At 73.2% G+C, this 20,773-nt stretch carries 21 protein-coding genes; 12 read left to right on the top strand and 9 right to left on the bottom strand.

Annotated elements, in window-relative coordinates:
• Positions 1–87: 87 nt before the first annotated feature.
• Together ACFYOP_RS02770 and ACFYOP_RS02765 are read left to right on the top strand one after the other, a co-directional pair.
• Positions 88–1,116, top strand: coding sequence for an alpha/beta hydrolase (locus ACFYOP_RS02770; RefSeq protein ID WP_356890159.1), 1,029 nt, complete (start codon positions 88–90; stop codon positions 1,114–1,116).
• Positions 1,113–2,297 carry an acyltransferase gene (locus ACFYOP_RS02765; protein ID WP_356890157.1) on the top strand — a complete coding sequence of 395 codons (1,185 nt, stop codon included), beginning with the start codon at positions 1,113–1,115 and terminating at the stop codon, positions 2,295–2,297. The genes ACFYOP_RS02770 and ACFYOP_RS02765 overlap by 4 nt, the downstream gene beginning before the upstream one ends.
• 421 nt (positions 2,298–2,718) lie before the next feature.
• Here the strand turns inward: ACFYOP_RS02765 and ACFYOP_RS02760 are convergent, their stop codons facing one another.
• Both ACFYOP_RS02760 and ACFYOP_RS02755 read right to left on the bottom strand, forming a co-directional pair.
• Positions 2,719–3,729 (bottom strand): aldo/keto reductase, encoded by a 1,011-nt coding sequence (locus tag ACFYOP_RS02760; protein ID WP_356890155.1) that lies wholly within the window; start codon positions 3,727–3,729, stop codon positions 2,719–2,721.
• Between the two features lie 5 nt (positions 3,730–3,734).
• A complete protein-coding gene (locus ACFYOP_RS02755; RefSeq protein WP_356890153.1) occupies positions 3,735–4,190 on the bottom strand; it encodes a MerR family transcriptional regulator in 456 nt (151 codons plus the stop codon).
• Between the two features lie 87 nt (positions 4,191–4,277).
• Between ACFYOP_RS02755 and ACFYOP_RS02750 the strand changes: the two genes are divergently transcribed.
• Positions 4,278–4,760: a GNAT family N-acetyltransferase gene (locus ACFYOP_RS02750; RefSeq protein WP_356890151.1), complete on the top strand. Its 483-nt coding sequence runs from the start codon at positions 4,278–4,280 to the stop codon at positions 4,758–4,760.
• 2 nt (positions 4,761–4,762) lie between these two features.
• The gene (locus ACFYOP_RS02745; RefSeq protein ID WP_356890149.1) at positions 4,763–5,578 is read left to right on the top strand and encodes a serine hydrolase domain-containing protein; all 816 of its coding nucleotides are present in this window, start codon (positions 4,763–4,765) and stop codon (positions 5,576–5,578) included.
• 31 nt (positions 5,579–5,609) lie between these two features.
• On the opposite strand, the gene ACFYOP_RS02740 is transcribed toward ACFYOP_RS02745, so the two are convergent.
• The 5 genes from ACFYOP_RS02740 to ACFYOP_RS02720 all read right to left on the bottom strand — a co-directional run bounded on the left by ACFYOP_RS02740 (position 5,610) and on the right by ACFYOP_RS02720 (position 11,379).
• Positions 5,610–6,194, bottom strand: a complete 585-nt coding sequence (locus ACFYOP_RS02740; protein ID WP_356890147.1) for a hypothetical protein — start codon at positions 6,192–6,194, stop codon at positions 5,610–5,612.
• A complete protein-coding gene (locus ACFYOP_RS02735; protein ID WP_356890145.1) occupies positions 6,191–7,675 on the bottom strand; it encodes a HAMP domain-containing sensor histidine kinase in 1,485 nt (494 codons plus the stop codon). The genes ACFYOP_RS02740 and ACFYOP_RS02735 overlap by 4 nt, the downstream gene beginning before the upstream one ends.
• Complete coding sequence (locus ACFYOP_RS02730) at positions 7,672–8,355, bottom strand: response regulator transcription factor (RefSeq protein ID WP_356890143.1); 684 nt, start codon at positions 8,353–8,355, stop codon at positions 7,672–7,674. Before ACFYOP_RS02730 ends, ACFYOP_RS02735 begins: the two co-directional genes overlap by 4 nt.
• Positions 8,356–8,410: 55 nt before the next feature.
• Positions 8,411–9,994 (bottom strand): murein biosynthesis integral membrane protein MurJ, encoded by a 1,584-nt coding sequence (gene murJ / locus ACFYOP_RS02725; protein WP_388450705.1) that lies wholly within the window; start codon positions 9,992–9,994, stop codon positions 8,411–8,413.
• Positions 9,995–10,206: 212 nt separating this feature from the next.
• Positions 10,207–11,379: a lipid II:glycine glycyltransferase FemX gene (locus ACFYOP_RS02720; protein ID WP_388450672.1), complete on the bottom strand. Its 1,173-nt coding sequence runs from the start codon at positions 11,377–11,379 to the stop codon at positions 10,207–10,209.
• 228 nt (positions 11,380–11,607) lie between these two features.
• Between ACFYOP_RS02720 and ACFYOP_RS02715 the strand changes: the two genes are divergently transcribed.
• From ACFYOP_RS02715 to ACFYOP_RS02705, 3 genes are all read left to right on the top strand, one after another.
• Positions 11,608–12,795: an Ig-like domain-containing protein gene (locus ACFYOP_RS02715; protein WP_356890141.1), complete on the top strand. Its 1,188-nt coding sequence runs from the start codon at positions 11,608–11,610 to the stop codon at positions 12,793–12,795.
• A gap of 18 nt (positions 12,796–12,813) precedes the next feature.
• A complete protein-coding gene (locus ACFYOP_RS02710) occupies positions 12,814–12,996 on the top strand; it encodes a DUF397 domain-containing protein (RefSeq protein ID WP_356890139.1) in 183 nt (60 codons plus the stop codon).
• A gap of 166 nt (positions 12,997–13,162) precedes the next feature.
• Complete coding sequence (locus ACFYOP_RS02705; protein WP_356890137.1) at positions 13,163–14,047, top strand: NAD(P)H-dependent oxidoreductase; 885 nt, start codon at positions 13,163–13,165, stop codon at positions 14,045–14,047.
• Positions 14,048–14,068: 21 nt separating this feature from the next.
• On the opposite strand, the gene ACFYOP_RS02700 is transcribed toward ACFYOP_RS02705, so the two are convergent.
• Positions 14,069–14,728: a pirin family protein gene (locus ACFYOP_RS02700; protein WP_356890135.1), complete on the bottom strand. Its 660-nt coding sequence runs from the start codon at positions 14,726–14,728 to the stop codon at positions 14,069–14,071.
• A gap of 93 nt (positions 14,729–14,821) precedes the next feature.
• Here ACFYOP_RS02700 and ACFYOP_RS02695 point away from each other — a divergent pair, with 93 nt between their 5' ends.
• The 5 genes from ACFYOP_RS02695 (at position 14,822) to ACFYOP_RS02675 (ending at position 19,739) form a co-directional block, all read left to right on the top strand.
• A complete protein-coding gene (locus ACFYOP_RS02695; RefSeq protein ID WP_356890133.1) occupies positions 14,822–16,006 on the top strand; it encodes a helix-turn-helix domain-containing protein in 1,185 nt (394 codons plus the stop codon).
• 89 nt (positions 16,007–16,095) lie between these two features.
• Positions 16,096–17,040 carry an ACP S-malonyltransferase gene (locus ACFYOP_RS02690; RefSeq protein ID WP_356890131.1) on the top strand — a complete coding sequence of 315 codons (945 nt, stop codon included), beginning with the start codon at positions 16,096–16,098 and terminating at the stop codon, positions 17,038–17,040.
• A 12-nt stretch (positions 17,041–17,052) separates the two neighbouring features.
• The gene (locus ACFYOP_RS02685; protein WP_356890129.1) at positions 17,053–18,084 is read left to right on the top strand and encodes a ketoacyl-ACP synthase III; all 1,032 of its coding nucleotides are present in this window, start codon (positions 17,053–17,055) and stop codon (positions 18,082–18,084) included.
• A 65-nt stretch (positions 18,085–18,149) separates the two neighbouring features.
• Positions 18,150–18,398, top strand: coding sequence for an acyl carrier protein (locus ACFYOP_RS02680; RefSeq protein ID WP_138055468.1), 249 nt, complete (start codon positions 18,150–18,152; stop codon positions 18,396–18,398).
• 78 nt (positions 18,399–18,476) lie between these two features.
• Positions 18,477–19,739, top strand: a complete 1,263-nt coding sequence (locus ACFYOP_RS02675) for a beta-ketoacyl-[acyl-carrier-protein] synthase family protein (protein ID WP_356890127.1) — start codon at positions 18,477–18,479, stop codon at positions 19,737–19,739.
• Positions 19,740–20,235: 496 nt separating this feature from the next.
• Here the strand turns inward: ACFYOP_RS02675 and ACFYOP_RS02670 are convergent, their stop codons facing one another.
• Positions 20,236–20,730: a DUF3145 domain-containing protein gene (locus tag ACFYOP_RS02670; RefSeq protein ID WP_356890125.1), complete on the bottom strand. Its 495-nt coding sequence runs from the start codon at positions 20,728–20,730 to the stop codon at positions 20,236–20,238.
• Between the last annotated feature and the right edge of the window lie 43 nt (positions 20,731–20,773).

The raw sequence follows: 20,773 nt of genomic DNA, 5'->3' as shown, positions 1-20,773 counted from the left end.
GTTGGCTCCCCGGTGTGACGTGCCGTCACCCGTCCTCTTCCTACCTTCCTCTCCGCCACAACGGGCGAGAGAGAAGGAGGCGGGCGGATGCGCCGCTACAAGAGGACGCTGGTCGCCGTCGCGCTGGCGACGACGGTGGCCGCGGGGACGACCGGCTGGGCCTCTGGGAACGCCCAGCACCCGGTGACCGGTCCTCCGCCGGGCAGCGCCGCCTGGACGGCGGACACCTCGCTGGGACGGACGCTGCCCGACCCGGCCGCGGCGACGCCCGCCGAAGTCGCCGCGTTCTTCGGCTCGTTGACCGGCCGCGAGCAGCGGGACCTCGCCCGCCGCCACCCGCTCGTCGTGGGCAACCTCGACGGCGCGCCCGTGGCCCTGCGGTACCGGGCCAACGCCCTGGCCGTGCGGGGCACTCCGTACCGGCACCTCGCGGGCCGGCAGATCCTGGCCTTCGACCCGCGTGGCCGCGGGCAGGTCGCGGAGGTCCACGGGGACCTGGAGCGGGCCCGGGAGGTGTCCGTCGTCGTCCCCGGCTCCGACATCGACGCCACGACCTTCGACCGGGCGAACGACCCGTACGGCACCCCGGCCGGCATGGCGAAGTCCCTGCGGGCCGCGACCGGCGCCGGCACGGCCGTCGTCGCCTGGGCCGGCTACACCACCCCGGTCGGTGTCGGCCTCGACGCCGCGACCGGCCGCCTCGCCGAGGCGGGCGCGGCCCGGCTGACCCGCTTCACCGACGGACTCGCCGCCACCGGCGCGGCGAAGCCCGTGCTGTTCTGCCACAGCTACGGCTCCGTCGTGTGCGGCCTTGCCGCCGGTGACATGAACGCTCGCGACATCGTCGTCCTCGCCTCCCCCGGAATGCGCGCCGGAAGCGTGCGCGATCTGGGCACCGGGGCACGGGTGTGGGCCGCCAAGGACGCCTCCGACTGGATCTCCAAGGTCCCCCATGTGCGCTTCGCGGGACTCGGTCACGGCAACGACCCGGCCGACCCGTCCTTCGGCGCGCGCCGCGTCCCCGCCGAGCTGGCCGAGGGCCACACCGGCTATTTCGCTCCCGGCACGGACTCGCTGCGCGCTTTCGCCGCCATCGCGGAAGGACACGTCCGATGAGACTCGCGGAACGGATCGAGGCACGCACCCCGGCCCACCGCGACCGGGCGATCGACGGGCTGCGGGCGCTGGCGCTGCTCGCCGTGCCCACCGGGCACTGGCTGCTCGGCGGGTTCACCCTCGACGCGGACGGCGCGCTGCACAACGCCAGCCCGCTGTCGGCGTTCGGCTTCCTCGCGCCGGCCAGCTGGGTGCTCCAGATGCTGGGGATCTTCTTCCTGGTCGGCGGCTACGCCTCGGTGCTCTCGTACCACCGCCGTACGGGCACCACCGGCGCCTGGCTCCGCGGGCGCGTCGCCCGCCTCGGCCGGCCCGTCGTCGGCGTGACGGCCGTCTGGGCGGTGCTGATCCCGGTGCTGTGGTGGCTCGGCGTGCCCGGCGACACGCTGCGCACCGGCTCGACGCTCGTGGTGCAGCCGCTGTGGTTCGTCGGCGTCTACACGCTGGTCACCGCCCTGACCCCGTACTGCGTCCGGGCCGCGCGCCGCCTGGGCGCGTGGGCGGCCGCCCCGCTCCTGGCGTCGGTCGCGGTGATCGACCTGCTGCGGTACGGGCCGTACGCGGAGGCGATGCCGGCCTGGCTCGGCGTCGCCAACATCCTGCCGGGCTGGCTGTTCGCCTATCAGCTCGGCGTGAGCTGGGGCGAGGGCCGGGTGGGCCGCCGGTCGGCGTGGCTGCTGCTGGCGGGCGGGGGCGCGCTGTTCGCGGCGCTGCTGCTCTGCTTCGGCTATCCGGCGTCGATGGTCGGCGTCCCCGGCGAGGCCCGCACCAACTCCCACCCGCCGTCCCTGCTCGTCCTCGCCCTCGCGGCGGCGCAGAGCGGCGCGGCGATCCTGCTGCGGGACCGGCTCGGCCGGCTGCTGAAGCGGCGGCCCGCGGTGTGGGCGCCGGTGGTCGTCGTCAACCTCTCCGCGATGACGATCCTGTGCTGGCACCAGACGGCGATGCTGGCGGCGGCCGTCCCCACGGGCTTCCTGGGCGCCGTGCCCGGCCTGACGACGGCCCCGGACTCGTTGGCCTGGGTGGCGGGGAGGGTGATGTGGCTGCCGGTGTTCGCGGGCCTGCTGGTCCTGATCGCGCGGTACGCGAGGGTCTTCGAGGCGCCGTGGCCGCGGGGGCGGTGGGTGCGGGGGGTGGCGGCGGTGCTGGCGGTGGGGTTCGCGGCGTATGCGGTGGGGTGACGGGCGGTGGCCGCAGCGCGGAGCTGTTCCCCTACCCGCCCCTTCCCGCTGTACCGATGTGCGGCTCCGCCGCGTGGGGGGGCAGGCCCCGGACCCGTACGGCCTTCGGCCGTGCCTCAGTTCTCCTCCTACGGCCTGGCGGCCGTGGGAGGTACCCCAGGCGGGCTGGAATTCGGCCCGCGAAATCAGCCCCGCCGACGCTTGGGCGCGGGGGCGCGTGGCCGGGCAACTCCAGCCCCGTCCGCGTGCAACGAGCCGGACCCGGCACGGAACCGGGCACATCCAGCCCCGCCGGCGTTTGAGGCGCGCGGCTCGGGGCGGAGCCCCGACAAGACCGGCAAGTTCCAGTCTCCCCGGCGACTACGCCGCGAGGCTCGGGGCGGAGCCCCGACGGGACCGGTGAGCACCCGCCGGCGTCCAGCTACTCGCGGGCCGTCGACGTCGTCGACATGTCCGGGTAGCGGTCGCCCGCGACCCGGCCCGCGATCGGCTCCAGCGTCGCCAGTTCCGCGTCCGTCAGGACGATCCGCGTCGCCGCCAGATTCTCCCGCAGCCGCGCGGCCTTCCGCGTGCCCGGGATGGGGACGACCGCGAGGCCGTGGACGTCGGCCCGCTGCTGGACCCACGCCAGGGCGATCTGTGCCGCCGTCGCGCCGCGGGCTGCCGCGATCTTGTGGACGGGCTCCAGGAGAGCCGCGTTCGTCCGGGCGTTGTCGCCCGTGAAACGGGGCTGGCGCCGCCGGAAGTCGCCTTCGGACAGGTGCGCCGCGTCGGTGAACGCGCCGGTCAGGAAGCCCCGGCCGAGCGGCGAGTACGGCACGAACGCGACGCCGAGTTCCGCCGCCGCGCCGACCGCGCTGCGCTCCACGTCGCGGCTGAAGAGAGACCACTCCGACTGCAGGGCCGCGACGGGGTGCACGGTGTGCGCCTCGCGCAGCTCCGCGCCCGTGACCTCGCTGAGCCCGAGGTGCTTGACCAGGCCCCGCTGGACGAGTTCCGCCATCGCGCCGACGGACTCGGCGAGCGGCACGGCCGGGTCGCGGCGGTGCATGTAGTAGAGGTCGATGACGTCGACGCCGAGCCGGCGCAGGCTGTCCTCCACGGCCCGGCGGATGTACGCGGGGTCGTTGCGCACACCACGGTAGTGCGGGTCGTCGGTCCGTTCGATGGCGAACTTGGTGGCGAGGGTGATCTCGTCCCGGTGGGCCCGGACGAAGGGCGCGAGGAATTCCTCGTTGGCGCCCCGCCCGTACACGTCGGCCGTGTCGAAGAGGGTGACGCCCTCCGCGAGCGCCGCCTCCAGCGTCTCGCGGGCCGCGGCCTCGTCGGTGTCGCCGTAGAACTCGCTCATCCCCATGCAGCCGAGGCCCTGGACCCCGACGAGGGGTCCTTCGCGGCCGAGGCGTACCTGTGCGATCTTGGCGTTGCTCATCAGTTTCAGGACCTCTCCGGCGCCCGCTGGGCGTCCGCGTAGAACTCGATCTTGTGGTCCAGCACCGCGAGGGTGTCCCGCAGTTCGGCGATCCGGTCGAGCACGTCCCGCCGGGTGCGCTGCAGCAGTTCGGCGCGCGCCTCGAAGGTGTGCTCCCCCGCGCGGACCATCTCGGCGTACGTGACCATGTCGGCGACGGGCATCCCGGTCAGCCGCAGTTTCCCGACGAACGCGAGCCAGTCCAGGTCGCGGTTGCTGAACCGCCGCTGGCCCGTGTGCGAGCGGTCGACGTGCGGCATCAGCCCGATCCGCTCGTACCAGCGCAGGGTGTGCGCGCTGAGCCCGGTGAAGGCGACGACCTCGCTGATCGTGTAGCGGTCCTGTCCTTCGGGGCGCGGGTGGGCGCGGGGAGCGGCTTTGCAGAGATCGGTCCTGGCCGGGGTGCTCTCGATCACCGTCATGCGTTCCACGCTAAAACGTTGGAGTGCACTCCAAGCAAGCTCAATCCACTGGCATCTCTCACGAAGCCCGAATTAGCCTGCCGGATCATGAGTCTCTCCCGCCGCGCCACCCCCGCCGACGCCGAAGAACTGGTCCGCCTCCGCAAGGTCATGAGCGACTCCGTCCTCGGCCCGAACCCCGACGTCGGCTGGCAGCCCGCCGCCGTGGCGACCCTGCGGGACCGCCTCGCGGACCCGGACGGCACCATGGCGGCGTACGTGGCCGAACGGCCGGGCGGCGGCCTCGCCGCCTGCGCCGTCGGGACCATCGAGCACCGGCTCGGCAGCCCCGGCAATCCGGACGGCACCTGCGGCTATGTGTTCAGCGTCGCCACGGACGAGGACATGCGCCGCCGCGGCCTCTCGCGCTCCTGCGTGGAGGGCTTGCTCGGCTGGTTCCGTGAGCGCGGCATCCGCAGGATCGACCTGCGGACCTCCCCGGAGGCCGAGCCGCTCTACGCCTCCCTGGGCTTCGTCCGCACCCCCGACCCGGCGATGCGGCTGAGCCTGCGGGACCGTCTAGGCTCGTAGCCATGCAGAGCGTGGCGATGATCGAGAACTGGCCGGTACCGACCGCGGCGGCCGCCGTCGTACGAGCGGACGGCACGGTCGCCGGTTCGCACGGTCCGGTGGACCACCGCTTCCCCCTCGCCTCCGTCACCAAGCCGCTGGCGGCCTACGCCGCGCTGGTCGCGTACGAGGAGGGGGCGATCGAGCTGGACGAACCGGCCGGCCCCGAGGGCTCCACGGTGCGGCACCTGCTCGCCCACACCTCCGGTCTGGCCTTCGACGAGCACCGCGCCACGGCGGCGCCCGGCACCCGCCGGCTGTACTCGAACGCGGGCTTCGAGGTGCTCGGCGACCACATCGCCAAGGCGACCGACATCCCGTTCGCCGAGTATCTCCACCAGGCCGTGCTGGAGCCGCTCGGCATGACGTCGACCGCGCTCGACGGCTCCCCCGCCAAGGACGGCGTCTCGACCGTCGCCGACCTGGTGCGCTTCGCGGCCGAGGTGCAGGCGCCGCGGCTGCTGGACGCGCGTACGGTCCTCGAGGCGATGTCGGTCGTGCATCCGGGCCTGTCCGGGATACTGCCGGGCTACGGCAACCAGAAGCCGAACGACTGGGGTCTCGGTTTCGAGATCCGCGACGCCAAGTCCCCGCACTGGACGGGTGCTTCGTCCTCGCCGCGCACCTTCGGCCACTTCGGCCAGGCCGGCACCTTCCTGTGGATCGACCCGGACGCGGGCGCGGCGTGCGTGGCGCTCGCCGACCGTGACTTCGGCCCCTGGGCGATCGAGGCGTGGCCGCGGTTCACGGACGCGGTGCTGGCGGAACTGCGCGGCTGACCGTGCCGTCCGGTCGGCGGGTAAGCAGGGATCAGCCCGCCTCCGAAGGTATCGCGGTCGGGGCCGGGCGGTGGGCCCCGTTGTCGCACGTCTCGGCGGGCAGTGCGCCGTCCGTGCCCTCCAGGACCACCGGCGCACCGCCGTTGGCGCTCTCCGCGTAGGCCATGGTGCACACGAGCTGCTGCCGGGCGGTCCGGGTCAGCGGGGCCAGCGGGGTGTCCAGCGTGAGCCTCGCCGTGCCCCCGGACATCTCGGTCCCCACCACCGTGGACGGACCGGGCAGCGACGGCGCGTTGCTCAGCCCGGCCCGTGTCTCGGCCGCGTTCGGGCCGGCCAGCAGGGCCGCGACCGTCTTGACGGTCGACGGCGGCTCGGGGGCGGTGCCCGACTCCGGGCCGACGGCTCCGTTCCAGGCCCCCGTGTCGACGGCTCTCGGCGACGGCACCAGCAGGCCGTCCGGGGCGAGGAGGAACGCCATCATGCGGTGCTCGCGGGCCGGCAGGACGTCGAGCGTCGCCGGGCCGCCCGCCTCGATGACGTCCGTCTCCTGGATGCCGCAGCCGGTGAGCGCGAGCAGCGCCGCCAGGGCCGTCGCCGCGCGGATCCCTCGTCTCATGCCGTCGCCTCCTTGCTGCCGCGCGGTCCGTGCAGCGGGACCTCGACGGTGAGGACGGCACCGCCGTCCGGTCCGTTCGCTGCCCGGATCGTCCCGCCGTGCAGGCGGACGTTCTCCTGGGTGATGGCCAGTCCGAGTCCGCTGCCGGCCGAGCGGGTGCGCGCCGCGTCGGCCTTGTAGAACCGTTCGAAGATGTGCGGCAGCACCTCGGGCCGGATACCGGGTCCGCTGTCGGCCACGTCGATGACCAGCACTTCGCCCTCGACCGACAGTCGTACGGTGACGGGTTCCGAGCCGTGCCGCAGCGCGTTGCCGACCAGGTTGGCCACGACGACGTCGAAGCGCCGCGGATCGAGGCGGGCCCGGATGCCGTCGGGGAGCTCGGTGCGGACCCGTTCGCCCCAGCGGCGGTGGTCCAGGGTCTTGCGGACGGTCTCGGCGACGTCGACCTCGTCGGTGTTCAGTTCCGCGGCGCGGGCGTCGAACCGGGAGATCTCCATCAGGTCCTCGACCAGCACGGCAAGTTTGCCGGTCTCGGCGCTGATCAGCCGCACGGCACGCGCGGTGTCCGGGTCCAGGCCGTCGGCGTCCTCGTCGAGCACCTCGGTGACGGCGAGCATCCCGGCCAGCGGGGTGCGCAGCTCGTGCGACACGTCGGAGGCGAACCGCCGGGCCCTCGCCTCCGCCTGCTGCAGTTCGTCCACGGACCGTTCGAGCTGGCCGGCGGACTCGTTGAACGTGCGGGCCAGGTCGGAGAGTTCGTCACTGCCCCGGACCGGGATACGGGTGTCCAGCCGGCCGCTGCCCATCGAGCGGGCGGCGCGCCGCAGTTGGCGGACCGGGCGCAGCACACCGCGCGCGGCGATCAGCGCCGGTATCAGGGCGACGGCGAGTCCGGGCAGTGCCCCGTCTCGGGCGGCGGTGACGAGGGCGTCGACGTTGGCCTCCTCGTCGGTCATCCGCATCACGGCGAACAGCACGAGTCCGCTGGGCATGCTGCTGCCGGGGCCGGTGCGCGCCAGGACGGGCACCCCGACGGTCAGGTACGGAACGCCGTCGCTGACGACCCGTTGGAAGCTGCCCCGGGAGCGGGCGAGGGTCATCCGCCGCAGATCCGGCGTGATGACGGTCGAAGTGGGGTTGGTGCCGGAGGAGACGCGCAGCGAACCGTACTCGGCGAAGACGACCCAGGGGTGCGGCTTGGACTTGCTCGCGATGACGAAGAGGTACTCCCGGAGCAGCGCCGGGTCGATCGGCAGCTCCGAGGCCAGGGTTTCGACCTGCTCGCGGAACGAGGCGACCGCGGTGTCCTGGGCGCTGGCCAGCACGGCGTTGCGCGCCTCGCGGTAGGTGAGGGTGGCGGTGGTCCCCGCGCTGACCGCGGCGACCAGCAGGAACGCGAGGACGAGGCGGGTGCGCAGCCCGAAGGGGGAGGTCCGGCGGTCACCGGCCGCGGCATCCGTGCGGCGGCGGAGCCTCACAGCGGTCCGAAGCGGTAGCCGAAGCCCCGCAGGGTCTGTATGTAGCGCGGGCTGCCCGGAGTGTCCTCGATCTTGTTGCGCAGGCGGCGTACGCACGCGTCGACGAGGCGTGCGTCGCCGTGGTAGCTGTGCTCCCACACGTGCTCCAGCAGTTGCTGCCGGCTGAAGACCTGCTCCGGCGCGGCGGTCAGGTGCAGAAGCAGTTTCATCTCGGAGGGCGCGAGGGCGAGGCGTTCGCCGTTCTTGGCGACGGTCAGCCCGGCGCGGTCGACGGCGAGTCCGCCGTGGAACTCGACGGCGGGCCGGCTGCCGCCGGGGTCCTCGATCCTGCGCAGTACGGCGCGGATGCGGGCCTCGATGACCTCGGTGCGGGCGGGTTTGACGATGTAGTCGTCGGCGCCCGCCTCGAGGCCGATGACGACGTCGAAGTCGTCGCCGCGGGCGGTGAGCATGATGATCGGCAGCTGGCTGTCCTCCCGTACCCGGTGGCACACCTGCACGCCGTTCATGCCGGGCAGCATCAGGTCGAGCAGCAGCAGATCGGGCCGGAACTCGCTCAGCGCGGCGAGCCCGGCCTCACCGGTGGCGGCGGTCCGCACCTCGTGGCCGCGGCGGCGCAGTCCGAGCTCGACGCCCTCACGCACGGAGGGGTCGTCTTCGATGAGGAGCACGCGAGGCATGTGCGCAGTATCCCTGGGGGTCGGAGGCGGGTTGTCGGTCGGGTCCCGATCAACGTCAGGGCCGGCGGCGCAGTCGCGCGGCCACGCCCGCGACGAGGCCCTGCACCTCGGCGAGCCGCAGCGGACGGGCGAGCAGCACGAAGACGGCGGCGATCGCCGGCACCCCGGCCGCGGCCGCCGCGGCCGCCCCGGCGGGGGCCGCCCAGCGGGCCGCGCCGTACCCGAGGAGCGTCGCCGGGACGGCGGCGAGCAGCAGCCGGGCCTGCGCGGCGACGGCGGCGGAACGCCATGCTCGGGGCGTTCGCGCGTCCCGCGCCGCCAGGCGGCGGTGGAGGACCAGCGCGGTGACCGCCCAGCCGGTCCACAGCGCCAGGGAGTACGCGCCGGCGATGCCGGTCACCGCCCAGCGCGCGGGCAGCAGCAGGTACGCCGTCACGGACAGGCCCGCGTTGAGGCCCGCGATCACCAGGTTGAGAAGAAACGGGGTGCGGGTGTCGGACAGTGCGTAGAACGTGCGGGACAGGACGTACTGCCCCGAGAAGGCGACGAGCCCCGGCGCGAACGCCATCAGCGTGCCCGCCATGACGGCGACGTCGTCCGCGTCCGTGGCGCCGTACTGGAAGACGAGCGCCATCACCGGCTGCGCGAGGGCCAGCAGCACGCACGCCGCGGGGACGACGGCCGCCGCGCTGTTGCGCAGCGCGTACGACACGTCGCGCCGTATCCCGGCCGTGTCGGCGTCGGCGGCGGCCGCGCTCATCCGGGGCATCAGGGCGGTCATCAGCGACACGGTGATGATGCCGTGGGGGACGGCCCACAGAAGGTAGGCGTTGTTGTACGCGCTGAAGCCGGCGCCGCCGTCGACGCCGTCCGCGTGCGCGTGCAGGCCGGCCGACGTGGCCAGCCGGGTCGTCACCCAGTACGCCGCCTGGTTCGTGAGCACCAGCAGCACCAGCCAACCGGCGTTGCGCAGCGGCCGGGTGAGCCCGCTGCCGCGCCAGTCGAAGCGGGGCCGGTAGCGGAAGCGGGCGGCGCGCAGCGCGGGCGCCAGGGCGAGGGCCTGGACGGCGATGCCCGCGGTGGTGCCCCAGCCGAGCAGCGCGGTCTCCGCGGCGGTGAGCGAACCGCCGTCGCCGGTGGCGAGGTAGAGGCCGAAGACGGCGATGACGACGACGTTGTTGAGGACGGGCGTCCACATCATCGCGCCGAACCGGCCGCGGGCATTGAGAACCTGGCCGAGGAGGGTGAACAGCCCGAGGAAGAAGATCTGCGGCAGGCAGTAGCGGGCGAAGGCGACCGTCATGGCGGTCTGGCCGGGCGGATAGTCGGTGTACGCGTCGATGATCACGGGCGCGGCCCAGACGGCGCCTGCGGTGAGCACCAGCAGGGCGAGGACGCAGACGGTGAGCAGCCGGTCGGTGTACGCGGCGCCGCCGTCCCCGTGCCCCTTGGCGGCCTTGACCAGCTCGGGCACGAAGACGGCGTTGAGCGCGCCGCCGAGCAGCAGCATGTAGACGATGGTGGGTAGGGAGTTGCCGACGGCGTACCCGTCGGCGACCGCCCCGACCCCGATCGCGGCGGCGACGACGGCTGACCGCACGAACCCGGTGGCCCGCGACACGACGGACCCGGCCGCCATGACGACCCCGCTGCGCAGCACGGACGGGCCACGCGCGCCGGACGGCGCGGGGGCGGCTTGTGCGGGTGCCTGCGGCGGGACGGCCCCTCCGGGCGCCTTCGCAGGGGCGGCGGCCTCTGCGGTCGTCTGCCCGGCGGGAGCCTCCGCCGGCGCGCCGGCGTACGGCGGCACGCCCCCCGGCACGGCCGCCGGGCGGCTCCGGCTGCCCGGTGTCACCGGCGCGCCAGGTACGTCTGGAACGCGCGGTACAGCGCGTGGTTGGCCGTGCCGTCCAACGGTCTCTCCCATTCCCCCAGCGTCTCGACGACCTCCCCTCCCGTGCCGAGCTTCCAGCGCAGCAGCCCGTACGGGCGGTCGTCGGGGTCGAGGGTGGAGGGTACTCCCCGCATGTCGTAGACGTCGGCGCCGAGGGCCTGGGCGTCGAGCAGCATCCGCCACTGGAGCAGGTTCGAGGGGCGGACCTCGCGGCGGTGGTCGGCCGAGGCGCCCGTCTGGTACCAGACGCGGCGGCCCACGTGGATCATGGTGTGCGCGGCGAGGATCTCGCCGCCGTGGCGGGCGAGGTAGAGCTTCATCCGGCCCGGCTCCTCCGCGTTGAGCGCCGCGTACTGGCGCTCGTAGTACGCGAGCGACCGGCCGAGCCGGAAGCCGTCGCGCTCCTCCGTGATCCGCAGCAGCCGGTAGAACTCGGGCAGTTCGGCCGCGCTGCCGACCACCACCTCGACGCCGGACTTCTTCGCGCGCCGCACATTGCGCCGCCACTCCTGGTTGAGCCCGGACCACAGGTCGTCCGGGGTGCGGCCGGTGAGCGGGACCTGGAAGACGTGCCGGGGCTGCGCGTCCCCGTCCTCCTCGCCGCCGCACCGCCGCCAGCCGCGCGCCCGCAGCCGTTCGGCGACCGCTGTGCCCAGCGGGTCCACCTCGCTCGCGAGGACGTCCGCCAGCCGCCGCCCCGGCCCGGTCGCCGGCTTGAGCCGGGCGGCGCTCCAGCGGCGGTACGCGGGCGAGGGCCCCACCCGTACGGCGAACGCCCCCGCCGCCCGCAGATGCCGCAGCAGCGGACCGAGCCAGCCGTCGATGCCCGGGTCCGCCCAGTCGGCGACCGGCCCCTCCGGCAGATACGCGAAGTACTTGCGGGTTCCCGGCAGTTGCCGCAGCAGCACCAGCGCGACCCCCGCCAGCCTCCCGGCCTCCGGGTCCGGCCCCCAGCCGACGAGCTGGGCCCGCCAGCCCTCCTTGACCTGCGCCCACGACGGACACTGCAGGAACCCGGCGCCCAGCGCGACCCCCTCACCGGACGCCAGGAACTGGCGGTACGCGGCGGAGGTGATGGGCGCGAGCGGTGTTTCCTGGCCGCGGTCGGCAGTCACGAGCAGCGCAGACACGGTGTGAGCCTCTCTCTGGGGAACGCCCGGATCCCCTGCCGGACAGCCCGGATCTCCAGGGGACGCCGAGGATGCTCACAGCCGTCCATGACCGCTCCGCGCGGCGAATGTGACCGGACGACGACCGTTCCCCACCAGTCGCCGTCACATGGCCGCAGCGCCGCTCACCTGCGGTTTCAACGGTTCTACAGTCGTCGTCACATCCACTACTCGTGACGGGGGAATCCGTTGAGCCACATACGTGTGCGCATCGCGGCGGTCGCGGTGCTGCTGGCGCCGCTCGCCGCCTGTTCGTCCGGATCCGGCATGCCGGCCGCGGACGCCAAGGGCGATGGACCGGCGGCGGTCGAGGACCGCCCGGCGACCGTGACGGTGACGCCGAAGGGCAAGGGTGTGCGTGCCGGCGAGATCGTCAAGGTCCAGGCGGCGGGTGGCAGGCTCACCTCGGTCACCGTCACCGACGCCGACGGCCGCTCCCTCAGCGGCAGGCCGGCCGCGGACGGGACGAGTTGGGTCTCCGAGCGCAAGGCCGCACCCGGCGCCTCGTACACGGTCACGGCCGCGACGGTCACGAAGGGCGGCACGAAGGGCACAGTGACGTCCGTCTTCACCACCGCCGAGGCCGACAAGGTCAACAAGGTCGACTGGCGGCCCGGCGCGAACGCGACCGTCGGCATCGCCCAGCCGGTGTCCCTCGTCTTCGACCACCCGGTCACCGACAAGGCGGCGGTGGAGCGGCAGTTGAAGCTCACCACCTCGAACGGCACCGAGGGCGCCTGGGGCTGGCTGGAGGACTACTCGGGCCGCGACCGGATCGACTGGCGTCCCAAGGAGTACTGGAAGCCCGGCACGAAGGTCACCCTCCGGGCCGAGCTGAACGGCACCGACTCCGGCGACGGCGGCTGGTTCGTCCGCGACTACTCGACCGCGTTCACCGTCGGCGCGGGCCAGGTCGTCAAGGTCGACCTCGACCGCAAGCGGCTCACCCTGGAGCGGGACGGGCAGGCGGTCCGCAGCATCCCGGTCTCCGGCGGCACGCCCGGCGGCGACAAGCGCTCCTGGCGCGGCACGGCGGTGCTGATGGCCAAGGAGGGAACCATCAACATGAACTCCGAGACGGTCGGCCTCGGCGACGCCTACGACAAGATGGTCGACAAGTCGATGCGGCTGACCTGGTCCGGGATGTACGCGCACGCCGCGCCGTGGAACGACAAGTGGTTCGGCAGGGCCAACATGAGCTCCGGCTGCATCGGCATGAGCGACGCGAACGCCGCCTGGTTCTACGACCAGGTCCGCCCGGGCGACCCGTTCGAGATCAGCGGCAAGGACACCAAGGGCGTCGTCGCACCGGGCAACGGCTTCGGCGCGTGGAACGTCTCGTGGGCGGACTGGCAGGCGCGCGGCGCACTGCGCTGAGCCGATCACTGTCCCTCCGTGCCCGCGGGCTTGGCCGCACCCAAGTCGTCGTACAGCGGCCCGAGCGGCGGCGAGTGCGCCGAGGTCGCCGGCGGCTGCCCCGCCGCGCTCGCCCCCGTCCGGGACGGCAAGAACCCCGACGGCCCTGTCGTCACCTTCGCTGCCCGCGCCTGGCGGGCGTTCGTGGACGGCCTCCGGTGACTCCCCCGGCAGGCCGGCCTCGGCAAGCAGGAAGGCTCCGACGCAGATCGAGACGACGGCGCGGCCCTCGGCCGCGTGCGCGCGGACAGCGGCGACCGCGGGGGCGAGCGCGGCCAGTCTCGCGTCCAGGTCCGGGCGGCCCGGCACGAGCTCGAACGTCCCCGCGATGCGATACACACAAGCGCTGCTCCCGCCGGGAGGGCGCGTCGAGGCGCTGTGCACAGAGCCGCCCGCCCGTCCCGACATGGACGAGCAGCTCCGCCGGGCGACGGCCGCGCTGAGCGCGGCGGGGCTCGCTCCCAGGACACCGGTGTCCGCCGGCGACCACCACCGGCAGGGCGGCGGCACGTACTTCGAACGCCTGCGCGCGGCGGGGCACGAGGTCCAGGTGTCCGATCTCTACGCGATGAAGTGGAAGGCGACGGTGGACGCCGACGACTTCCCCGACCGTCCCGCCGACCGGCGGCTGGAGCTGCTGGCCGCCCATGAAGAGGCCACGCTGTCCGGCGGGTTGCACGCGGACATCGAGGCCGAGCAGCGGAAACTCCTCCAGGCGGACGCGGTGATCCTCCAGTTCCCGATGTGGTGGTTCTCGGTGCCCGCGATCCTGAAGGGCTGGTTCGACCGGGTGTTCACCTTCGGCTTCGCCCACGGCCCGGGCCTCCCGCCGCCGTACAGCGAGGGCGCTCTGGCCGGGCGGCGTGCGCTGCTGTCGGTGACGACCGGCGCGTCGGAGCCGTCCCTGTCCGAGCGCGGCATCCACGGCCGGCTGTCCGACCTGCTCCACCCGGTGCAGCACGGCGTGTTCTCGTTCACCGGCATCGCGCCGCTCGAACCGTTCGCGGTGTACGACGCGAACAGCCTGACGGCGGAGCGGTACGCCGAGGCGGAGCGGGCGTACGGGCAGCGCCTCGACGGGCTGTTCACCGACGAGCCCATCCCGTACCGGACTCTGACCGGCGGGGACTACGGCCACGACATGCGGCTGCTGCCCGAGGCGGCGGGGCCGGGCATCAGCGGGGCGGACCTCCACGTCCACCCGCGCACCTGAAAGACGGCCGGGGCCCCGGCCCTACCGCGCGGCCATCTCCCACATCAGCACCTCGGCCGCGTCCGGCGCCGCCAGCGCCAGCCCCTCCGCGTCCGTGATCCGCGCCGCGTCCCCCGGCCCCAACTCCGCGTGCCCGAGGCGCACCTGACCGCGCACCACGTGCACGTACACGAACGGCGCGTCCGGTACGGCGCTGCGCCCGCCCGCCGCGAGGCGCCGGGCGTGGAGCATGGCGCCCGCCTCGGGGAGCGCGTACGGCGTGGAGTCGGCGATGCCGCGCACGATCTCGTACGACGGCTCCCCGCCCGGCTCCAGCGGGGCGAGCCACATCTGGACGAAGACCAGCGGGACGCCGGCGTCGTTGCGCTCCACGTGCCGCACGCCGCCCGCCGAGCCGAGGCGCTGGACGTCGCCGGGGCGGACGACGGTCGCGTGGCCGGCCGAGTCGCGGTGGGTGAGTTCGCCCTCGACGACCCAGGTGACGATCTCGGTGTGGCTGTGCGGATGCTCGTCGAAACCGGCGCCGGGGGCGAGCCGCTCCTCGTTGCAGGCGAGGATCGCGCCGAAGCGCAGATTGTCCGGGTCGTAGTGCCGCCCGAAGGAGAACGCGTGCAGGGACTCGATGCCGGCCGCGAGATCGCCGCCGCTGTAGCGCTCACCGGTGCGCCGAACGGATATCACGCCACCACCGTAGCGGGGAGCGAGTATCTGTCGTCACGGTGAACAAGAACCCCGGCACGCGGGCCGCCCGTCCCGATAAGGCACTCTTGTCCCGTGCCCGAACCTGCAGCGAACTCCTCCCACCCGCACTCCGCGACCCTGCGCCGCCTCGAGCAGTCGTCCGGCCGGCTCGCGGCGAACGCGATCGCCCGCATGGACGAGTCACTGCCCTGGTACCGGGCGATGCCACCGGAGAACCGGTCGTGGATCGGGCTGGTCGCCCAGGCCGGCATCGCCGCGTTCACCGAGTGGTTCCGGCACCCGGAGACCCCGCAGGCCATCTCGACCGACGTCTTCGGCACCGCTCCGCGCGAGCTGACCCGGGCGATCACACTGCGCCAGACCGTGGAGATGGTGCGCACCACCATCGAGGTCATGGAGACGGCGATCGAGGAGGTCGCCGCCCCCGGCGACGAGTCCGTACTGCGTGAGGCGCTGCTCGTCTACGCGCGGGAGATCGCCTTCGCCACCGCCCAGGTGTACGCGCAGGCCGCGGAGGCCCGCGGCGCGTGGGACGCCCGCCTCGAATCGCTCGTCGTGAACGCGGTGCTGTCCGGCGAGGCCGACGAGGGCGCGGTGTCGCGCGCCGCGGCGCTCGGCTGGAACTCTCCGGAGCATGTGTGCGTGATCCTCGGCACAGCGCCGGACGGCGACAGCGAACTGACCGTCGAGGCGATCCGCCGCGCCGCCCGGCACGCCAAGCTCCAGGTGCTGACCGGGGTGCTCGGCAACCGGCTCGTCGTCATCGCCGGCGGCAGCGACAATCCGCTCCAGGTCGCCAAGGCCCTCATCGGCCCGTACGCGGCGGGGCCGGTCGTCGCCGGGCCGGTCGTGCCCGACCTGCTGGCCGCGACCCGGTCCGCGCAGGCCGCGGCGGCGGGGCTGAAGGCGTGTTCCGCCTGGCAGGACGCGCCGCGGCCGGTCCTCGCGGACGATCTGCTGCCGGAGCGCGCCATCGCCTCCGACCCTGCGGCGCGCGAGCAGTTGGTGGAGGAGATCTACAGACCACTGGAAGAGGCCGGCTCGGCTCTGCTGGAAACTCTGAGTGTCTATCTCGAACAGGCGAGCAGCCTGGAAGGCGCGGCGCGGATGCTCTTCGTTCACCCCAATACCGTGCGCTACCGGCTCCGACGTGTGACAGACGTCACCGGATGGTCGCCTTCGGATGTACGCTCCGCCTTCACCCTGCGAATCGCCCTCATCCTCGGGCGTCTGGCCGACGGAGATGCTCAGCCCTAGACTTTTGTGGGACACCAACAAATCCCCTGACGGTTCTTCGTCCCTGTCCTCACGGGCGTGCCGGACCGTCCACAAGAGAGAGTGTGAGGGTGCTCGTACTCGTCGCTCCCGGCCAAGGCGCTCAGACGCCCGGCTTCCTGACTCCCTGGCTCGACCTCCCCGGCGCCGCCGACCGCATCGCGGCCTGGTCCGACGCCATCGGGCTCGACCTTGCCCACTACGGCACCAAGGCCGACGCGGACGAGATCCGCGACACCGCCGTCGCCCAACCGCTGCTGGTCGCCGCCGGACTGCTGTCCGCGTCGGCGCTCGGTGAGACGGCGCCCGGCGCGGTCGCCGGTCACAGCGTCGGCGAGATCACCGCCGCCGCCTTCGCCGGTGTCCTCGACGACACCGCCGCGCTGAAGCTCGTACGGGCGCGGGGACTGGCGATGGCGGAGGCCGCCGCGGTCACCGAGACCGGTATGTCCGCCCTGCTCGGCGGTGAGGCGGACACGGTCGTCGCCCACCTCGAGAAGCTCGGTCTGACCCCGGCGAACGTGAACGGCGCCGGTCAGATCGTCGCCGCCGGCACCGCGGAGCAGCTCGCGGCGCTCGCCGAGGACAAGCCGGAGGGCGTCCGCCGGGTGCTGCCGCTGAAGGTGGCCGGCGCGTTCCACACGCACCACATGGCGCCCGCCGTCGCGAAGCTCGAAGAGGCCGTGAAGGCCCTCGAGGCCTCGGACCCGGCCGTCCCCTACGTTTCCAACAAGGACGGACGGATCGTCGCCGACGGCGCCGACGTCATCTCCCGTCTGGTCGGTCAGGTCGCCAATCCGGTCCGCTGGGACCTGTGCATGGAGACCTTCAAGGAGCAGGGCGTCACCGCCCTCATCGAGGTCTGCCCCGGTGGCACTCTCACCGGCCTGGCCAAGCGCGCGCTGCCGGGCGTCCGGACGCTGGCGCTGAAGACCCCCGACGACCTCGACGCGGCCCGCACGCTCGTCGCCACGCATACATCTGCCGCTGACGCGGCGGGTTCAGCAGCTGACTAGGAGCCGTAGAGCATGTCGAAGATCAAGCCCAGCAAGGGCGCCCCGTACGCGCGGATCCTGGGTGTCGGCGGTTACCGTCCCACCCGGGTCGTGCCCAACGAGGTGATCCTCGAGACGATCGACTCCTCCGACGAGTGGATCCGCTCCCGCTCCGGCATCTCGACCCGCCACTGGGCCTCCCCGGAGGAGACCGTGACCGCGATGTCGGTCGAGGCGTCCGGCAAGGCGATCGCAGAGGCCGGGATCACGGCGGACCGGATCGGCGCCGTCGTCGTCTCCACCGTCTCGCACTTCAAGCAGACCCCGGCGGTGGCCACCGAGATCGCCGACAAGATCGGCGCGGGCAAGCCGGCCGCGTTCGACATCTCCGCCGGCTGCGCGGGCTTCGGCTACGGGCTGACCCTCGCCAAGGGCATGATCGTCGAGGGTTCCGCGGAGTACGTCCTCGTCATCGGCGTGGAGCGGCTGAGCGACCTGACCGATCTGGAGGACCGCGCGACGGCCTTCCTGTTCGGCGACGGCGCCGGCGCGGTCGTCGTCGGCCCCTCCGACGAACCGCACATCGGTCCCACGGTCTGGGGCTCGGAGGGCGACAAGTCCGAGACCATCAAGCAGACCGTGCCGTGGAACGACTTCCACGGCGGCGACGTCACGAAGCTGCCGCTCAACCAGCGCGGCGAGATCAAGTTCCCCGCCATCACGCAGGAGGGCCAGGCGGTGTTCCGCTGGGCCGTCTTCGAGATGGCGAAGGTCGCCCAGCAGGCGCTCGACGCCGCCGGAATCACCGCGGCCGACCTGGACGTCTTCATCCCGCACCAGGCCAACCTGCGGATCATCGACTCGATGGTGAAGACGCTGAAACTGCCGGAGCACGTCACGGTCGCCCGCGACGTGGAAACCACCGGCAACACCTCGGCCGCCTCGATCCCGCTCGCGATGGAGCGGCTCCTGGCGACCGGACAGGCGAAGAGCGGCGACACCGCGCTCGTCATCGGCTTCGGGGCGGGTCTCGTCTACGCCGCGACGGTCGTTACCCTCCCCTAGGCACCGTACGGATCTTCCGGACGGCTACTGCCACACCCTCTGATAACCACCGAAGGAGCGCCATCATGGCCGCCACGCAGGAAGAGATCGTCGAAGGTCTCGCCGAGATCGTCAACGAGATCGCCGGTATCCCGACCGAGGACGTCCAGCTGGACAAGTCCTTCACGGACGACCTGGACGTCGACTCGCTGTCCATGGTCGAGGTCGTCGTCGCCGCCGAAGAGCGCTTCGACGTCAAGATCCCGGACGAGGACGTCAAGAACCTGAAGACCGTCGGCGACGCCGCGGAGTACATCCTCAAGCACCAGGCCTGAGTCTTCAGCGCGTCTGTCGCCACCCTCCGGTGGCGCCGTGAAAATTCAGCACCCTCTAATCGTGGAGAAAGAATTCCTGTGAACTCGACCAATCGCACCGTGGTCGTCACCGGTATCGGCGCAACCACACCGTTGGGTGGCGACAGCGCATCGACCTGGGAAGGTCTCATCGCCGGACGCTCCGGTGTGAAGCTGCTCGAGGGCGAGCGCTTCGCCGACCTGCCGGTGAAGATCGCGGCGCCCGCCGCGGTCGACCCGGGCGAGGTTCTGCCGCGCCCGCTCGCCCGGAAGCTCGACCGCTCCGCGCAGTTCGCCGTCATCGCGGCCCGTGAGGCGTGGGCCGACGCCGGCTACACCGCGCCCGCCGGGGAGGACGAGGCCGTCACCCCCGCCCGGCTCGGCACCGTCATCGCCTCCGGCATCGGCGGCGTGACGACTCTGCTCGACCAGTACGACGTGCTCAAGGAGAAGGGCGTACGCCGCGTCTCCCCGCACACCGTGCCCATGCTGATGCCGAACGGCCCGTCCGCCAACGTCGGCCTGGAGGTGAACGCCCAGGCGGGCGTGCACACTCCGGTCTCCGCGTGCGCGTCCGGCGCCGAAGCGATCGGCTACGCCGTCGAGATGATCCGCACCGGCCGCGCCGACGTCGTCGTCGCCGGCGGCACGGAGGCGGCGATCCACCCGCTGCCGATCGCGGCGTTCGCCAACATGATGGCGATGTCCAAGAACAACGACGAGCCCGAGAAGGCCTCGCGCCCCTACGACACCGCCCGCGACGGCTTCGTCCTCGGCGAGGGCGCGGGCGTCGTCATCCTCGAGTCGGCCGAACACGCGGCCGCGCGCGGCGCGAAGGTCTACTGCGAGGTGCTGGGCCAGGGCCTGTCCGCGGACAGCCACCACATCGCGCAGCCGGAGCCGACGGGCCGCGGTATCGCGGCGGCGCTGCGGAACCTGCTGGAGACCACGGACCTCAAGCCGTCCGAGGTCGTGCACCTCAACGCGCACGCGACGTCGACGCCGCAGGGTGACGTCGCCGAGATCAAGGCGCTGCGCGCCGTCCTCGGCGACGAACTGGACCATGTCGCGGTCTCCGCGACCAAGTCGATGACGGGTCACCTGCTGGGCGGCGCGGGCGGCATCGAGACCGTGGCGACGGTCCTGGCGCTGTACCACCGCACGGCCCCGCCGACGATCAACGTCGACGACCTGGACGAGACGGTCGACGCGGACATCGTCCGCGGCGAGCCGCGCGTGCTGCCGGAAGGCACGATCGCGGCGATCAACAACTCGTTCGGCTTCGGCGGCCACAACGTGGTGCTGGCGTTCCGCACGGTCTGATCCCACGTGCTCCGCGGCGAGGCCCGTGCCCCTTTCTGGGGGCGCGGGCCTCGTTCTTCTCCCCTACCCGCCCCTTCCCGAACCGGGCTCCGCCCGGACCCGTCCACCGCGCACCGCGCGGTGTGTTCCAGGCTCCGCCCCGGCCCCCGGACCGCCCTCCGGGCGGCGGGCCGAGCTTCGCCCGGGACCGATACCGTGCTCCGCGCGGTGGCCTCAGACTCCCCCTACGGCCCGACGGCCGTGGGCGGGGCCACCTCGGGCGGGGCCCCGACAAGACCGCCAAGCGCCCGGCCCCGCCGGACGGGGGGCACATCCAGCCCCGCCGGCGTTCGAGGCGCGGGGCTCGAGGCAGCGCCCCGACAAGACCGGCCGGCTCCCGGCACCGTGGGCGCTCAAGGCACGGGGGGCGTGCGGCCCGGCACATCCAGCCCCGCCGGCGCTTGAGGCGCGGCGGCTCGGGGCGGAGCCCCGACAAGACCGGCCGGCTTCCGGCCCGTCAGACGACCTGGTGGAGCCACCGCACCGGCGCTCCCTCACCCGCGTACCGGAACGGCTCCAGCTCGTCGTCCCACGGCTTGCCGAGCAGCTTCGCGACCTCCGCCTCGAGGTCCGTCTCGCCCTGCGCGGACCGCGCCAGCGCCGCCCGCAGCCGGTCCTCGGGGACGAGGATGTCGCCGTGGATGCCGGTCACGGCGTGGAAGATGCCGAGCTCCGGCGTGGCGCTGTAGCGCTCGCCCTCGGCCGCCGCGGACGGCTCCGCCGTCACCTCGAAGCGCAGGAGGTGCCAACCGCGCAGCGCGGACGCCAGCTTGGACGCCGTTCCTGACTCCCCCTGCCAGGAGAACTCGGCTCTCCACGTGCCGGGCGATGCGGGCTGTCGGATCCAGTCCAGCTGGACCCGGACGCCGAGCACACCCGCGACCGCCCATTCGACGTGCGGGCACAGCGCGCGCGGTGCGGAGTGAACGTACAGAACGCCACGTGTCGTCACCGGGACCTCCAGTGTGGGACGAGGTTCGCCTTCCCAGCGGCCT

The organism is Streptomyces sp. NPDC006294, assembly GCF_042870895.1.
Classification (GTDB): Bacteria; Actinomycetota; Actinomycetes; order Streptomycetales; family Streptomycetaceae; genus Streptomyces.
Note: the sequence above shows the minus strand (reverse complement) of the source record. Positions and strands in the feature narration are given on the sequence as shown.

What these genes read in the sequence shown, in the direction of transcription:
- ACFYOP_RS02770 (WP_356890159.1), top strand. Translation starts at nt 88, where the DNA reads ATGCGCCGCTACAAGAGGACGCTGGTCGCCGTCGCGCTGGCGACGACG.
- ACFYOP_RS02765 (WP_356890157.1), top strand. Translation starts at nt 1,113, where the DNA reads ATGAGACTCGCGGAACGGATCGAGGCACGCACCCCGGCCCACCGCGAC.
- ACFYOP_RS02760 (WP_356890155.1), bottom strand. Translation starts at nt 3,729, where the DNA reads ATGAGCAACGCCAAGATCGCACAGGTACGCCTCGGCCGCGAAGGACCC.
- ACFYOP_RS02755 (WP_356890153.1), bottom strand. Translation starts at nt 4,190, where the DNA reads ATGACGGTGATCGAGAGCACCCCGGCCAGGACCGATCTCTGCAAAGCC.
- ACFYOP_RS02750 (WP_356890151.1), top strand. Translation starts at nt 4,278, where the DNA reads ATGAGTCTCTCCCGCCGCGCCACCCCCGCCGACGCCGAAGAACTGGTC.
- ACFYOP_RS02745 (WP_356890149.1), top strand. Translation starts at nt 4,763, where the DNA reads ATGCAGAGCGTGGCGATGATCGAGAACTGGCCGGTACCGACCGCGGCG.
- ACFYOP_RS02740 (WP_356890147.1), bottom strand. Translation starts at nt 6,194, where the DNA reads ATGAGACGAGGGATCCGCGCGGCGACGGCCCTGGCGGCGCTGCTCGCG.
- ACFYOP_RS02730 (WP_356890143.1), bottom strand. Translation starts at nt 8,355, where the DNA reads ATGCCTCGCGTGCTCCTCATCGAAGACGACCCCTCCGTGCGTGAGGGC.
- murJ (WP_388450705.1), bottom strand. Translation starts at nt 9,994, where the DNA reads ATGGCGGCCGGGTCCGTCGTGTCGCGGGCCACCGGGTTCGTGCGGTCA.
- ACFYOP_RS02705 (WP_356890137.1), top strand. Translation starts at nt 13,163, where the DNA reads ATGCGATACACACAAGCGCTGCTCCCGCCGGGAGGGCGCGTCGAGGCG.
- ACFYOP_RS02685 (WP_356890129.1), top strand. Translation starts at nt 17,053, where the DNA reads ATGTCGAAGATCAAGCCCAGCAAGGGCGCCCCGTACGCGCGGATCCTG.
- ACFYOP_RS02680 (WP_138055468.1), top strand. Translation starts at nt 18,150, where the DNA reads ATGGCCGCCACGCAGGAAGAGATCGTCGAAGGTCTCGCCGAGATCGTC.